Source organism: Pseudenhygromyxa sp. WMMC2535 (assembly GCF_011083025.2).
The window spans coordinates 566,137-579,966 of sequence record NZ_JABJWV010000001.1 but is presented as its reverse complement, the minus strand read 5'-3'; the positions used below and the strand labels follow the sequence as shown (position 1 = coordinate 579,966).

13 protein-coding genes are annotated in these 13,830 nt (G+C 70.1%); 5 read left to right on the top strand and 8 right to left on the bottom strand.

Features of this window, described 5'->3' with window-relative positions:
* Positions 1 to 44: 44 nt before the first annotated feature.
* Positions 45 to 1,457 carry a hypothetical protein gene (locus G6O69_RS02160; protein WP_172301861.1) on the bottom strand — a complete coding sequence of 471 codons (1,413 nt, stop codon included), beginning with the start codon at positions 1,455 to 1,457 and terminating at the stop codon, positions 45 to 47.
* A 201-nt stretch (positions 1,458 to 1,658) separates the two neighbouring features.
* A complete protein-coding gene (locus tag G6O69_RS02155; RefSeq protein WP_346016995.1) occupies positions 1,659 to 2,231 on the bottom strand; it encodes a thermonuclease family protein in 573 nt (190 codons plus the stop codon).
* Between the two features lie 118 nt (positions 2,232 to 2,349).
* Between G6O69_RS02155 and G6O69_RS02150 the strand changes: the two genes are divergently transcribed.
* On the top strand, positions 2,350 to 2,940 hold the full coding sequence (locus G6O69_RS02150; RefSeq protein WP_172301859.1) for a hypothetical protein: 591 nt from the start codon (positions 2,350 to 2,352) through the stop codon (positions 2,938 to 2,940).
* Positions 2,941 to 3,036: 96 nt separating this feature from the next.
* Here the strand turns inward: G6O69_RS02150 and G6O69_RS02145 are convergent, their stop codons facing one another.
* On the bottom strand, positions 3,037 to 3,213 hold the full coding sequence (locus G6O69_RS02145) for a hypothetical protein (protein WP_172301858.1): 177 nt from the start codon (positions 3,211 to 3,213) through the stop codon (positions 3,037 to 3,039).
* Between the two features lie 64 nt (positions 3,214 to 3,277).
* Positions 3,278 to 3,844, bottom strand: coding sequence for a hypothetical protein (locus tag G6O69_RS02140; RefSeq protein WP_172301857.1), 567 nt, complete (start codon positions 3,842 to 3,844; stop codon positions 3,278 to 3,280).
* Positions 3,845 to 4,068: 224 nt separating this feature from the next.
* On the opposite strand from G6O69_RS02140, the gene lexA reads away from it, so the two are divergent.
* The 4 genes from lexA (at position 4,069) to G6O69_RS02120 (ending at position 9,112) form a co-directional block, all read left to right on the top strand.
* Positions 4,069 to 4,716: a transcriptional repressor LexA gene (gene lexA / locus G6O69_RS02135; RefSeq protein ID WP_172301856.1), complete on the top strand. Its 648-nt coding sequence runs from the start codon at positions 4,069 to 4,071 to the stop codon at positions 4,714 to 4,716.
* A gap of 771 nt (positions 4,717 to 5,487) precedes the next feature.
* Positions 5,488 to 7,863, top strand: a complete 2,376-nt coding sequence (locus G6O69_RS41835) for a TonB C-terminal domain-containing protein (RefSeq protein ID WP_172301855.1) — start codon at positions 5,488 to 5,490, stop codon at positions 7,861 to 7,863.
* Between the two features lie 215 nt (positions 7,864 to 8,078).
* Positions 8,079 to 8,744, top strand: coding sequence for an STAS domain-containing protein (locus G6O69_RS02125; protein ID WP_172301854.1), 666 nt, complete (start codon positions 8,079 to 8,081; stop codon positions 8,742 to 8,744).
* A complete protein-coding gene (locus tag G6O69_RS02120; RefSeq protein WP_172301853.1) occupies positions 8,741 to 9,112 on the top strand; it encodes an STAS/SEC14 domain-containing protein in 372 nt (123 codons plus the stop codon). Before G6O69_RS02125 ends, G6O69_RS02120 begins: the two co-directional genes overlap by 4 nt.
* A 163-nt stretch (positions 9,113 to 9,275) precedes the next feature.
* Here the strand turns inward: G6O69_RS02120 and G6O69_RS02115 are convergent, their stop codons facing one another.
* The 4 genes from G6O69_RS02115 to G6O69_RS02100 all read right to left on the bottom strand — a co-directional run bounded on the left by G6O69_RS02115 (position 9,276) and on the right by G6O69_RS02100 (position 13,773).
* Complete coding sequence (locus tag G6O69_RS02115) at positions 9,276 to 9,923, bottom strand: hypothetical protein (RefSeq protein WP_172301852.1); 648 nt, start codon at positions 9,921 to 9,923, stop codon at positions 9,276 to 9,278.
* Positions 9,920 to 10,546: a histidine phosphatase family protein gene (locus G6O69_RS02110; protein ID WP_172301851.1), complete on the bottom strand. Its 627-nt coding sequence runs from the start codon at positions 10,544 to 10,546 to the stop codon at positions 9,920 to 9,922. The genes G6O69_RS02115 and G6O69_RS02110 overlap by 4 nt, the downstream gene beginning before the upstream one ends.
* Positions 10,547 to 10,789: 243 nt before the next feature.
* Positions 10,790 to 11,716: a bile acid:sodium symporter family protein gene (locus G6O69_RS02105; protein WP_172301850.1), complete on the bottom strand. Its 927-nt coding sequence runs from the start codon at positions 11,714 to 11,716 to the stop codon at positions 10,790 to 10,792.
* A 317-nt stretch (positions 11,717 to 12,033) separates the two neighbouring features.
* Positions 12,034 to 13,773: a hypothetical protein gene (locus G6O69_RS02100; RefSeq protein WP_172301849.1), complete on the bottom strand. Its 1,740-nt coding sequence runs from the start codon at positions 13,771 to 13,773 to the stop codon at positions 12,034 to 12,036.
* Positions 13,774 to 13,830: the final 57 nt, after the last annotated feature.

Below are 13,830 nucleotides of genomic sequence, written 5' to 3'. Positions count from 1 at the left end.
GATGCGAATCGCCCCGCCGCGTCAGCGACGGGGCGGGGCGAGGATCAGTTGGCGACGAGGTCCGAGGCGTCGCGCGGCGCGATCTTGTTGACCTCGTAAGAATACGTGAGCGGCCCGGTAATCGATGTATAGGCGTCGTCGAGGGCGGGCAGCGTCCACGAGTCCTGATCGAAGAAGATGTCGGTGACGACGAGGCCGCCGGTGACCTCGAACTCGCCGTAGCCGAGGTCTTCGTTGGTCACGCTGACGTCCGCGACCTGGATCAGCACGCCCTCGTAGTCCTCCGCCATGGCGCCGCCGGTGGCGACGTCGGCCGGGTCGACGACCTCGGGGGAGGGGGCCGAGCCGCTGCCGCCGACGGTGACCTTGCTGGCGTCGGACACGGTGACCTGGCTCATGTCGTAGTACTCGTTGTACGAGCCGACCACGGTGACCTGGTCGCCGGGCTCGATCGACAGCCCGGCGCTGTCTTGGACGTAGACCTGGATGCCCGAGTAGGCGCCGCCGGTGGGCTCCTGGATGAAGAAGGTCGCGGTCGAGTCGTCGCTCCAGGTCAGCCCGGCGCTCACGGTCACGTCCTCGATCTTGACCAGCGAGTCCTCGCTCACGCTGCCCATCTGGATGTCGTAGATCTCGGTGTCCTCGGTGGGGTCGGCCGGGGCCGTGTAGCCCGCGAGGTCGTCGGCGGAGGTCGGCTCGACCTTGAACTCGCCGTAGGTGTAGTGCAGCGGCCCGGTGATCGAGGCGAAGGTGCCGCCGGCCTGGACCGAGGGCAGCTCGGTGAACAGGTTGCCGACGAGGGCGTCGCCCTCGAGCAGGTACTGACCGTAGCCGTCGTTGGCCTCGTCGATCACGGCGTCGCTGATCTGCACGCGCACGCCCTCCCACGGCTCGGAGCCGGCGCTGGTCCGCGCGACCTCGGCGGCCGTGACCACGTCGGGGCCGGGGATGGTGGCGCCCGTGTCGACGACCGTGATGTCGGTGATGTCCTCGATCACCAGCTGCGAGACGTCGTAGAACTCCTGGTAGCGGCCGACGAGGTTGACGACGTCGCCGGGCTGGAGGTTGGCGGCCGCGGACACCTCGCTCCACAGGTACAAGGAGATGCCCGAGTACTGCCCGCCCGCGGGGTCCTCGACGAACACGGTGCCACCTTGGTCGTCCTCGTCGATGTAGAGCGGCGAGGTCACGACCACGCCGTTGACGGAGACCACGGTCTCGGGGGTGATGACGCCACCTTGGATGTCGAAGATGGTGGTCTCTTCCCCACCTCCGGTGGTCGTCCCCTCGGACCCGTCCGTGGAGGTGGGGTCGTCGCTGGAGTCCGTGCTGTCGATCTCGTCGTCGCTGCTCTCATCGCCGTCTTCGGAGATGAAGCCGACGCAGCCCGCGGTCAGCAGCGGGACGAAAGAGACGAACGCAAAGGCGAGGGAGCGGGGCGGGCTTGGCATGCGCATGGGTAAACTTCTTGGCGCCCCCCCCATAGCAGATGAGCGGGGGGAGATCCCAGCCGGGAAGTGGGGCAAATCTGTATCATTTGGGCGCTAGCGGGCCACTGGAGAGGTGTTGAGCGCATGCGCGCACGAGAGATCACTCCCGGCGCGACGAGCGGGTCGAGCCGGGGAGATCTGCCTGGTTCGTGCTCGATCGCGGCGCGATCAGTCGCAGGGGACGGGATCGCAGGCGCCCCACATGCCGATCCCATCCTGGCGCGCCGCGTTTTCGAGGTTTTGGTACTCGGCGAAGTGATCAGCCCCATTGGGCGGGATCCGCAGCACGCAGGCGTAGCCGTTCTCGACCAGCAGGCGGTTGACCTCGTAGCCCTGCACGCTGATGTAGGCGAGCAGGCGCCCGTATTGATCCGCGCACTCGACGTCGTACTCGAGCGAGACGGTCTGTCCGAGGACGAGCTCCGAGTTGTACTCCTTGGCCTCTTGCCCCCAGCACTCGTCCTTGCCGTTGGTGATCTCGGTGGTGTCGATGAGCAGGTAACGGATCCGCTCACCCGACTCGAGCACGACGGTGTCGCCGTCGATCACCCACTCGACGACGCCCTCGCTGGGCCCGCAAGATGACACGCTGGTGTCGTCGGTGCCCTCGGTGCCCCCGGTCTCGGCCGCGTCGTCTCCCGTCTCGCTGTCGTGATGATCCACGAGCGGGCCGCCAAAGCCGCAGCCGGCGGCGAAGAGGAGTGCGGCCGCAGGGATGGCGAGGCGAGGTCGAAGAGCCACGACCATGGTTGTGCCTCAGCCCTGACACATTGACCAGGGCACGCAGGCGCTCCCAGCCCACGCCTGCCAGGCGGGCGCATCGCTTGGCAAGCGCGGGCGGCTGGCGCAAGCTTCGGGCGTGTCGGAGACCAGCGAGCCCAAGGGGAAAGAGCCCGAGGCGCCGGAGGGCGAGGACGAACACGGCGCGCACGATCGCGAATCCCGTGAGCGCGAGCACGGTCCGCACGATCGTGAGCGGTCCTTCCGCCGCCTGGGAGACCAGCTCTTCTCCAGCTTGATCGGGGAGCCGAGCGCCGCCTTCAAGCGCGGCCAGGGTCTGGTCACGGGCGTCGCTCAGGGCACCAAGGAGGAGCTCGTGCGCATGATCTCCGCCGAGGTCCGCGGCTTTCTCGACAAGATGGACGCCGCCGACCTGGTCCAGGAGATCGTCTCTGGCCTGGTCATCGAGATGAAGACCGAGATCCGCTTTCGCCGTGCGGAGGACGGCCGGCTCGAGCCGGACATCCGCAGCAGCGACGCCAAGGTCGGCCATGAAGATCTGCACGCCAAGCGAGAGGGCGGCAGGCGGGAGGGCTGGCGATCCCGCGGCGACAAGGGCGAGCGCGGCGACAAAGGTGAGCGCGGTGACAAGGGCGACGAAGCCGAGGACAAGGCGAGCAAGGTGTCCAAGGCGGCCAAGCCCAAGCTCGACTTCGACGAGTCCAAGTGAGCGCCCGCCTGGGTGCGCGGTGCAACGTCGCGCTCCCCGCTGGTCACGCCTCGCTGTCGACTGGTCGCCGAGGGACAGGGCGCCGGCGCGGGCAGCTCAGAGCTGCGGGCCGTCGGGGTTGATCGTCTGCAGGGAGTCGTCCTCCCCCTCTCCTTCGTCGCCGCCGTCCTTGGCCTCGTCGTGGGGGATGAGCTTCTTGGCGACGAGCTTGCCGAGCTCGGAGCCGATGCGCAGGCCAAAGCCCGTGATGATCGCGCGGACGAGAGTGTTCATGCCCGCCAGTGTGGCATGGGCTGGCGCGGGGGCAGGTGAACCCGCGAGATGGGGCCGCTGCGGGTCAAGGCGGGGAGAGTAGGCCCACGCGTTCCAGGGCAGCGACGGTCGCGTCGAGCTCGACGCGGATCGCCTCGGGCGTGTGTGGATCATCGCGGGCGAGCTCGATCATTGGCACGCGGGGGGCCCAGCGCTCCGCGGCGCGCTCGTCGAGGGAGACCTCGGCGGGGGTCAGCGCCTCGGCCTCGTCGCGCAGGGCCTGGATCGCCGCGAGCTCCTGGGGATCGACGAGGGCGGCCGCGGGGATCCCCGCGAGCAGCAGCTCCGTCGCGGACCGCGGCGCGCCGAGCATCAGGGCCGCGACGACACCCAGCCCCGCGGCCAGGACCACGCCGACGCGGCGCTGCCAGGGGGCGCTGGGCAGCTCTGCGGTGCGCCGTGGGCCGCTGCGTCGCTCGACCCCCGCGTAGAGGTGGGCGCGGCGTGGATCCCGGCGATCCTCTCGTCGGCGACGCTCGGGTCGGGCCGGGGCAGACCCAGCGCTGGGGTCTGGCTCCCGCTCCTCGGCGAGTGCTTGGTCACGGCCCAGTGACTGATCCGAAATTCGGTGTTTTTTTGCGCCCCCAGCCACACGTCCAGCATCCTACGTCCAGGTCGTCGTTCGCCAGTTCTCGGCCCTTTTCAACCGCCCACCGTTGGGCGGGGGTGCCACCCGGAACCGACCGCGGCGATCCAATCCAGCTCGTGGCTTGACCTCGAGCGAGACATTCCTTACACATGTTCAGTGCTGAGCGTCTGTGGCGCTCGGCCCAAGCCACAAGCTGCCCGGCCACGCGATCGGCGACGACGCCGACGATGGCCCTGCCTCCGAGGGAACAAGTGCGACAGCCACTCACCGCTCGTCAGCGAGAAGCGCTCGATTTCATCACCTACTGCCTCGATGAGCGAGGGTACCCGCCCACCCTGCGCGAGATCGGGGAGCACATGGGGATCCGCTCGACCAACGGGGTCAACGACCACCTCAAGGCCCTCGAGCGCAAGGGCTACCTGGTCCGCGAAGAGCTCAAGAGCCGCGCCCTGCGGCCGGTCGACTTCGACGACGCCAAGGTCAACATCCCCATCGTCGGCCACGTCGCCGCGGGTCAGCCGATCCTCGCCCAGGAGAACGTCAGCGACCGCGTCACCGTGGACCGCTTCTTCGTCGGCAAGGTCCCCTCGCGCGAGGTCTTCGGGCTCATCGTTCGCGGTGACTCGATGATCGAAGACGGGATCTACGACGGCGACTACATCTTCGTGCGCAAGCAGGCGACCGCGGAGAACGGGGAGATCGTCGTCGTGATGATCGACGGCGACGCGACCTGCAAGCGGATCTTCCACGAGGGAGAGCGCGTGCGTCTGCAGCCTGCCAACGAGACGATGGCGCCGATCTATGTGCACCGCTCGGAGTTCCGGTCGGTGGACATTCTCGGCAAGGTCGTCGGCGTCTACCGCAAGCTGCACTGATTTAGCCCCCCGCGGTGCGTCAGCTACTGGGGCCATGCACGTCCGTCCGCTCCGCGGACGAACGCCCCCTCTGCGAGGGGGATGGGCTGGGTATGTAGTTGGCGGTGAGCACGTAGTGGCCCCCCAGAGGGGGGCCTGGTCTGCTTGGGGAGCAGGGCTGCTTTAGCTCCCCGCGGTGCGTTGGCTACTGGGGCCATGCACGTCCGTCCGCTCCGCGGACGAACGCCCGGGCTGCTTTAGCCCCCCGCGGTGCGTTGGCTACTGGGGCCATGCACGTCCGTCCGCTCCGCGGACGAACGCCCCGGGCTGCTTTGGCCCCCCGCGGTGCGTCGGCTACTGGGGCCATGCACGTCCGTCCGCTTCGCGGACGAACGCCCCCTCTGCGAGGGGGATGGGCTGGGTATGTAGTTGGCGGTGAGCACGTAGTGGCCCCCCAGAGGGGGGCCTGGTCTGCTTGGGGAGCAGCTCGTTTCGAGTCGACTGCTCGGCTCGTCATCGAGTCGTTCGGTCTCGAGTCGCGTCGGTGGATGTGCTCTCGGGTTCGCGACGTGGTTGCTCTCGTGATGCTCGTGGGGGCCTTGCTCGATTGGGCGTTCGTGCTTCGGCTCGGGGCCTCGCGAGGGTGCGTGGTTCTGGGGCAAGTGGGCGAGCGTGGCTTGCGTCGGTGCCGGAAAACGCCGTGTTAAGTAGGGGTTTGGCTCACTAGGGGGCGGCTGGGGCATGTGTAGCGGGGGGGCGGCCGGGATTTGCCTTCCCTGCTAACCTCTGGCCGTGGCCCACCGGGTCCAAGACCGCCTCTCCGAGCAGCGTCGCCGGCGCCCCCCCTGGGGCCTGGCGCTGATCTTCTTGCTGTCGTCGGGGGCGTTGAACCTCGCCGCGGTCGGTGGGGTGGTGAACATGCTCGAGACGGATCCCTGGGAGGATCGCGAGGAGGAGCTGTTCATCGTCGAGTTCACGGAGGCCGAGCTCGAGGAGCCGGAGCCCGAGCCGGAGCTCGACGAAGAAAAAGAGCCGGAGCCGCCGGAGGAGCAGCAGCTCGAGAAGCAGGAGTTCGAACTCGTCGAGCCGGAGCCTGAGCCCGAGCCGGAACCCGAGCCCGAGCCGGAACCCGAGCCGCTGCCGGAGGAGCAGCCCGAGCCGCCGCCGGAGCTCGAGCCGCTGCCCAACAACATGAAGATGGTCGAGCAGCTCGACGAGCTCGACGACAACCAGACAAACGAGGACGCGGACTATCTGTCGAACATCGACCGCAAGGTCGAGGAGCAGACCCGCGCCGAGATGACCAACCTCGAGCGTGACGCGCTCGAGGCCGAGGCCAGCCAGCTCGAGCCCTCGCCCTCGCCGGAGCTGGGCACGGCGGCGGAGACCAAGATCGCCGACGCGCAGACCCAGCGCAGCGCCAAGGATCGCCAGGCGCCGGACGTGACCCCCAAGAAGGAGGACATGCGTCCGGAGCAAAACGACAGCAAGCCCGAGTCGCTGCTCGCGGCCCGGGAGATCGAGGCCCGCGAGCACAGCGAGGCGATGATCGCCCAGGACGATCTCGCCATCGAGGCCGAGGACGGGGTCGTCGACACGGCCCGCGAGCAGTCGTCGACGGTGCTCGAGCGCGACCAGCAGGCCAAGATCACCCGCCGAGATCCTCGCTATCAGTTTCGCCTCAGCCACCGCGAGATGGACGCGGTCTTTGGCCACGACCACAACGCGCACAAGAACGTCGAGTCCCTCGAGCAGAGCAAGAAGCAGGGGATGTGGGACAACGCGCGGGCGGCCTATCAGTCGCCGCTCGAGAACATGGTGCCCGAGGTCAAGGTCGGCAATCAGACCGCCCTCAACTCGCGCAAGCACCCCTTCGCGCGCTTCATCGCCACGATGCACCGCGACATCCACGAGGCCTGGGCCTACGGCTACCTCGTGGCGCTCGAGACCCAGCCCGCCAGCCACCCGCTCAACGACCTCAACTTGTGGACCAAGGTGGAGATCGTGCTCAACGGCGACGGGACCATCGACAAGGTCCGCACGGTCCACCACTCGGGCAACTCGTCCTTCGACGCGGCGGCCCGCGAGGTCGTGGTCGCCAACGGGCCGTACCCGGAGCCGCCCAAGGCGATCCGCAGCGGCAACGGCAAGATCTACATTCACTGGGCCTTCCACCGTAACGAGCGGGCCTGCGGCACCTTCGGCGCCCAGCCCTTCATCCTCGATAACGCCGGGGCGGGGGACATCCCCGATCCGCACCGCGAGGTCATCCTCGGCGCCGGCGGAGCGTCGGGCGAGGAGGGGCCGCGGGCCATGGCGCGCGAGCAAGGCGGGGCGCTGTCTTCGGCGCGCGGCGAGGAGGCTCAGACCCTGCGCCGCGGTGGGGCAGGGACTGGGATCTCGTCGGGGGGGGAGGGGCCGATGCGCCCGTCCGCGCCCCAGCCGGCGCCGGCCAACCCAGGTGCGGGTGGGGGTGTCGCGGCGCCCGGCGGGAGCGGTGGGGGAGGCTTTGGCGGTGGGGGCAAGGGGACGCCCGGCGCGGGCGGGCGTGGGCCTGGCGGCGGCGGCTCTGGCGGCGGCGGTCAGGGCTACGGAGGTGGCGGCTCTGGAGGCGGCGGGGCTGGAGGCGGCGGCGTGCCCTCTCCCTCGGTCCCGGGGGCCGCGCTGGGCCCGTCGCGCTCGCGCGGCGGTGGAGCAGGCGGGGGCGGGAGCATGCTCTCGGGTGGGCGCTCGCCCGCGATCGAGCCGGCGCCGGGCGGCGCAGGCCAGGCCGAGAGCGCCGAGACCAAGTCCGACGACAACGAGGTCGACCCCATCGCCACGGCCATCGCCAAGAACTGGGTCCGTGCGTTCACCAAGGGCGAGGTGACGACCATGGCCAACCGCAGCTCGGTGCCCTTCCGCTCGGGCACGACCGTGGCCGCGCGCAACAAGGACGAGCTCGCGGGGCTGCTCGAGGCCCTCTCCGACGAGGTCAGCGGCAAGTCGGCCAAGCACTCGGGCACCTATACGGCGGCCGGGCTGCGCAAGAAGTTTGGCTCGGTCCCGGCGGGGATCAAAGAGGGCGACAAGCAGCTCTACGCGGTGTTCGAGATCGCGGGTGACTCCGTGATCATCATGCTCGAGAAGCGCTACGGGAGCTGGCGCGTCGTCGGGGTCACGCGCTGAGCCGGGCGCGTCTGACTGGCTTCGTTTCGCTGGGTTTCGTTTCGCTGGGCTTCGTTTCGCTGGGCTTCGTCGCGTCGGGACAGAGCTGCGCGAAGCTGACCGTGGCGTGGCATCGCGCGCGTCGGTGGCATCGCGCGCGTCATGGTTGAGTTCGCGCATGAAGGATGTGCGCCACGCCTGGTTGGTGCCGATGGATCCGACTATGCTGCTTTCGAGTGCAGCCTTGGGCTGCGCGCATTCGAATCATGGTGATCGAGGACATCGACGCCCGCCTACTCAAGCTCGAAGAGCACCTCGCGGCCGCGGCGGCCGGCGACGTTCGGCCGATCGAGATCACCCGGGACGATCCGCTCGCGGCCATCGAGGTCGGGGTGAACGTCGTGCTCCACGACTTGGTCGAGGAGATCGCCCGGGCCCAGACCGCCCGCGACGAGCTCCAGGTCAAGCTCGAGGAGCTCACCGCCCAGGCCGAGCTGATCCGTCGCCAGCGCGAGACGATCCTCCAGCTGTCCACGCCCTTGCTGCAGCTGTGGGACGAGATCCTCGCGCTGCCGATCATCGGCAGCCTCGACGACACCCGGGCGGAGAGCCTGTCCAAGCGCATGCTCGACGAGGTCCACGCCAGCAAGGTGCGCTTCGTGATCCTCGATCTCACGGGCATCGAGATCGTCGACACGCACACGGCGGGGCGGCTGATGCAGGTGATCCAGGCCGCGCGGCTGCTCGGGGTCGAGTGCCTGCTCTCGGGCATTCAGCCCGAGGTCGCGCTGACCCTCGCGCACCTCCAGGAGGGGCTCGCGGGCGTCCAGACCCACCGCAACCTCAAGCAGAGCCTCGCGGCTTGTCTGAAGATCATGGCCAAGGAGCAAGGTCGAGCATGAACAGGGGAGAGCATCGCTGCTGGTGGGACGCGGCCAACGGCTGCGCGCGCATGGAGCTCGTCGACGAGCTCTCGGCGGCGCAGGCCGAGCTGTTGATGGACGATCTCACCGAGGTGTTCGCAGACAAACCCAGGCGGCTGCTGCTCGTCGATCACCGCAGGAGCCCGCAGCCGGCCAACCGCGAGTCGCGGGAGGTGCTCGAGCGCCGCGGGGTCACCTTGGACTACGAGAAGCTCGCCTTCGTCGGGATGAGCAACGCCAGCCGGATCGTCGCGCGGATCATCGTGACCTTGCACGGGCGCTCGGCCAAGGTCCGCTTCCTCGCCAAGGAGGAGGAGGCCCTGGCGTGGTTTCACGAGCAGGGCTGAGAGTCTGTGAATCTTTCCCCCACGACGCCATGCACGCCCCTGGACCCCGATCCCGGTGTCCCGAAGCCTCGAAATACACCGGGTATGCCTTCGGCTCCGGTCCTGGGTCTCGGGGCCCAGCGACGCACCTGACGACGCGCGGGAAAAAATCACAGACTCTGAGTCAGGACGCGGCCAGCCGGGCCTCGACCTGATCCATGAGCGCGTCGGCGCGGGCGTCGACGAGTCCGCGGGCGCGCGCAGCCCAGGCGAAGACCTCGGGCTCGTTGCCGGCCTCGACCGCCAGGCGCGGGCGCTTGGCGAGGATCCAGATCAGCCGGTCGGCGACGAAGTCGGGGGCCTGGTAGCTCTCGGGCAGGGGCGCGTCGCGGAGCCGGCCACACAGCGTGCGCCAGCGTCGGCAGCCCTCGAAGCGGCCGAGGTCGTGAAAGCGCAGGTTCTGGTCGAGCTCGGCGGCGGCGGCCATGGCCGCGCGGTAGCTGGGCAGCACGCCGAGGCGGTCGACGAGCAGGCCGTCGAGGAGCAGCTCGACGCCGACGTGGCCGATCGCGGCGGCCGGGCCAAAGCCCAGGCCGCGCGCCTCGAGCTCGACGCGGGCGTCCTCCATGAGCTCGACGAAGATCGGCGCGCCGTGGAAGGCGTCGTCGCTGCGGTGGTGAAAGTCGACGCCGCGGGCGAGTTCGTCGTCGTCTTCGATGCCGACCAGACGCATGCCGGCCATGCTCGCGAAGTCGGGAGCCATGGCGCCGACGATCCAGCTGGGGGACTCGCTGCGGCGAGCGGCGAGCACGGCGTGGGCGAAGAAATTCATGACGCGCGCTCCCAGTGGCGACGCGAGTCGGCGCGCGTGTGCATGGGCGCCGCGCGCAGGCGGTGGACGCTGCCCAGGGCCGGATCCCACTCGCTGGCCAGCTCGTGGACGGGGACGCCGAGCAGGCGCGCAGCGATCGCCTTGATCACGCCCTTGTGGACGACGACGAGCAGGCGCTGGGCGCCCTCGCCGAGGGCGGCCTCGAGGCTCGGCCCGACGGCGGCCTGAACCCGGTCGACGAAGCCCCGCCGCGACTCGCCGGTGGGGTACGAGAAATTGGGCCCCTCGCGGTGGAAGCTGGCGAAGCCCTCGGGATCCCTGGCCTCGACCTCGGCCCAGGTCCAGCCCTCCCAGCGGCCAAAGTCGACCTCGCGGAAGCCCTCGACGACCTCGACGCCGACCGGCGGGTGGGGGATGTTGGCGAGGACGATCTCCGTCGAGCGCCGGGCGCGAGACAGGGGGCTGGTGAACACGCGATCGAAGCGCGCGCCGGCGAGGGCACGGCCGGCCGCGGCGACCTGGGCCTCACCCTCGGGGGAGAGCTCGACGTCGGTCGCGCCGTAGAGGCGGATCGAGGACTGGCCGAGGGTCTCGCCGTGGCGAACGAGGACGATCTCCTGCACCGGGGGACCATAGCAGCGTCTGCTGGCGATGCCTGCGTCCTGCGGCGACGCGGCATCCCCGGCATCCGAGATCCGGAACTCCTAGGAGCCCGTGGTGGAACCCAGCGCGGCTCCTCGCGCTGGGGTTTTCGTCGAGGGCGCGAAGCCAAAACGCCGCTGTACCGGGCGTACTGCCAGTTTTGGCGACAAAGCCCTCGGCGAAAAGACCAAGCGAGGTGTCGTGTTGGGTTTCACCACGGGCTCCTAGGTCGCGGCAGCGGCCCGGCGGTCGTGGCGGGTCCACAGCCCCGCGAGGCTCAGCCCCGCGATGATGTGCCAGACCCCCCACCACGCGGCGATCAGCGCCAGCCCGCCCAAGCCCTCGAAGAAGCCGAAGATCAGCACCAGCCCCAGCCCCGAATTTTGAATCCCGACCTCGATCGACACGGCCCGGCGGTCTGGGCCGTCGAGGCCGATCAGCCACGCCGAACTCCAGCCGAGCGCGAGGGCCAGGGCGTTCATGATCGCCACGGGCACGAAGACCGCGGGCAGGTAGGTGACGAAGGCGTCGAAGTTGGCGTGGATCGCCATGAACACGAAGCTGACGAAGAAGAGCAGCGACAGCCACTTGAAGGGCGGGTGGAGCTTGGCGGCGAGCGCAGGCAGGCGCGTGGACACGAACACGCCGGCGACCAGGGGCACGCCGAGGATCAGCGTGACCGAGCGCAGCATGTCGATCGGCTCGAGGGCGACCTCGGTGAGGATCGCGGCGGTGTCGGGAGACAGCCCGCCCCACAGCCCGATGTTGAGCGGGGTCATGACGACGGCGGCGGCGGTCGAGACCGCGGTCATGCCGATCGAGGTCGTGGTGCGGCCCCCGGCGAGGTGGGTCAGGAAGTTCGACATGTTGCCGCCGGGGCAGGCGGCGACGAGGATCATGCCCAGGGCCATGCTCGGGGGGATCAGGCCGATCGCGAGCAGGCCGCGGCTCAGCGCCCAGGTCAGCGCGGGCAGGAGCAGGAACTGGCACAAGAGCCCGACCAGCGGGGCCTTGGGCGAGCGCAGCAGGTGGCGAAAGTCGTCGAGCTCGAGGTCGAGGGCGACGCCGAACATCACGAAGCCGAGGATGATCTCGAGCACGAAGAGCACGTTCGCGTCGAAGGCCAGCCGGACCTCGTCGATGGGCACCACGCCATGGGTAGTAACACGCCCGGACATGCGGGCGGGGGGCGTGACTGGCCGCGGTGGTGGGCCCGGCTGGCCACGCTGGCGGCGTGCAAGGGGGGTCGCGGCGACGCTGCGTGGCGTCGAGTTCGAGGTGTGCAGGCGCGGCCGCGGGCGGTGCTGGGGGATCGTGGGGCGCCGAGTTGACGGGCTCCTAGGCGAGGAGGGTGCCGGATCGGGCGGTCGGGATCGGCGGGGCCGGCCGCCACTTCGCGCTGGCCTGCGGTGGCGTCGACAGGTCCGCGAGGTCAGCGAGACCGGGGAGCTGAGCGAGCTCAGCGAGATCAGGGGGAGGGCTCGAGCTCTTCGAGGTCTGCGTCGTCTTCCTCGTCGCGGATGATGAAGACCTTGCCTCGCTCGGGCTCGGGCTCGGGCTCGGGCTCGGGCTCGGCTGCGTCGGGGTCCGCGTCGGGATCGAGTGCGTCGGGATCGAGTGCGTTGGGATCGAGTGCGTCGGGATCTGCGTCGGGGTCGAGAGCGTCGCCCTCGCCCCCCTGTGACCAGGAGCCCAAGGTCACGGGGATCACCAGCTCGCCTGCGGCCGGCGGCAGCGTCCAGGTGAAGACCTCGGCGCGCAGGCAGTCCTCGACGGCGTGGTTGCTGGGCCCGAGGGCGTCGATGTTCAGGTCGTCGACGTGGCCGTCCTCGTCGACGGTCAGGGCCAGCTCCCAGCGCGAGCCGGTGATCGCCAGCTCGTCGCCGGCCAGGGAGCGCAGGCACTCGCCCACGCTGTCATGATGTCGGTTGAGCAGGGTCCGCAGTGACGAGTCGTCCCAGGGACCACCGGTGAGCGGGAGGACGGGGCCGAGCTCGACGGTGCCGCCGAGCTCGAACAGCTCGCTGCGTCCAAAGACGTCGCCGTTCTCCACGGGGTCGAGGGCGACCAGGGAGTCGGGGCGCACGCAGATCAGCGCCTCGCGCTCGAAGGGCTCGAGCTCGGGGCCGAGGGGGAGGGCGAAGCAGCGCAGATCGTTCCAGGTCTGGCCGACGCCGAGGGCGATGGACCAGTCGCGGAGCAGCTCGCCGGCGAGGTCGCCGTCGGGCCAGCGCAGCGGCTCGCCCGAGGGGATCAAAAAGTCGGCGTCGGGCTCGATGGCGGGCGGGGGCTCGGCGGGGGGGCGCTGGTCGTAGAACACGTCGAGGGCGAGGGCGCGGAGGTCCTCGACCTCGCCGGGGGCGTCGACCAGGCGATCGTGCTCGCCACAGCTGTTGCGCACGCTGAGCGCGACCGACTCGCCGCCCTCGTCGCGGAGCCACAAGGTCGAGCCCTCGGCGTCGCGCATCAGGGGATCTCCTGGTTGGGCGCCGCCCTCGGGCGCGGGCAGGCCGCGGCTCGGATCCCAGGCCTTGCCCACGGCCGCGTCTGGGACGGGGGCGATGGTACGCACGCCGTCGGCGTCGACCCAGCGCCAGCGCGCGCCGGGGGGCGGCGTGGGCATGCCTCGCGCCACCAGGGGCGGACCCACGCGCGCACCAGGGGCGACCCGCAGGCGCTCGCTCGTGTCGGTCTGTGGACCGGGCAGGGGAACGAGCTCGAGCGGCTCGCGGATGATCTCGGCGAGGTGGACCTCTGGCACGAAGAGCAGCATCCGCAGGTGCTCGATGCCCCGCGGCGCGAGGCCGCAGCCGGGCGAGTCCGCCTCGTTCGCGAGATCGTTGGTGACGGCCAGAAAATTGCCGATGGCGCTCAGATCGCCGGCAGGCGCCTCGATGACGCCGACGACACGCAAAGCCCGCGCTCGGGGAGGTGCCTCGCCGGCCGAGAGGGGGGGCTGTGGCAGGCGCAGCTCGTAGCTCGGGCTGGAGAACGAGGGGCGGGTGTAGACCCTGGCGCCGGCGGGCAGGGCGACGCGGCCACGCAGGTGCTCGGGGGCCGGCTGGATCACGACCTGCCCGGCCCGCGCGGCGAAGGGGCTGACGCTGGCTGCGTTGTCGCTGCCACCGTCGCCCGAGCGGCACGCGGGAGCGACACTCAGGGCAAGTCCCAGGGCGAAAGCGAGCGAGCGCGGGGGTGAGTCTGACACGGCGTGAGGGTGTAGCAAGAACCGATCCTCGCCGATCAAATTGTGCGTCCTGCGAGG

Bases quoted from the DNA above. Each gene is read 5' to 3' on its own strand.
- G6O69_RS02160 (WP_172301861.1), bottom strand. From the start codon at position 1,457: ATGCGCATGCCAAGCCCGCCCCGCTCCCTCGCCTTTGCGTTCGTCTCT.
- G6O69_RS02145 (WP_172301858.1), bottom strand. From the start codon at position 3,213: ATGAACACTCTCGTCCGCGCGATCATCACGGGCTTTGGCCTGCGCATC.
- lexA (WP_172301856.1), top strand. From the start codon at position 4,069: ATGGCCCTGCCTCCGAGGGAACAAGTGCGACAGCCACTCACCGCTCGT.
- G6O69_RS02120 (WP_172301853.1), top strand. From the start codon at position 8,741: ATGAACAGGGGAGAGCATCGCTGCTGGTGGGACGCGGCCAACGGCTGC.
- G6O69_RS02115 (WP_172301852.1), bottom strand. From the start codon at position 9,923: ATGAATTTCTTCGCCCACGCCGTGCTCGCCGCTCGCCGCAGCGAGTCC.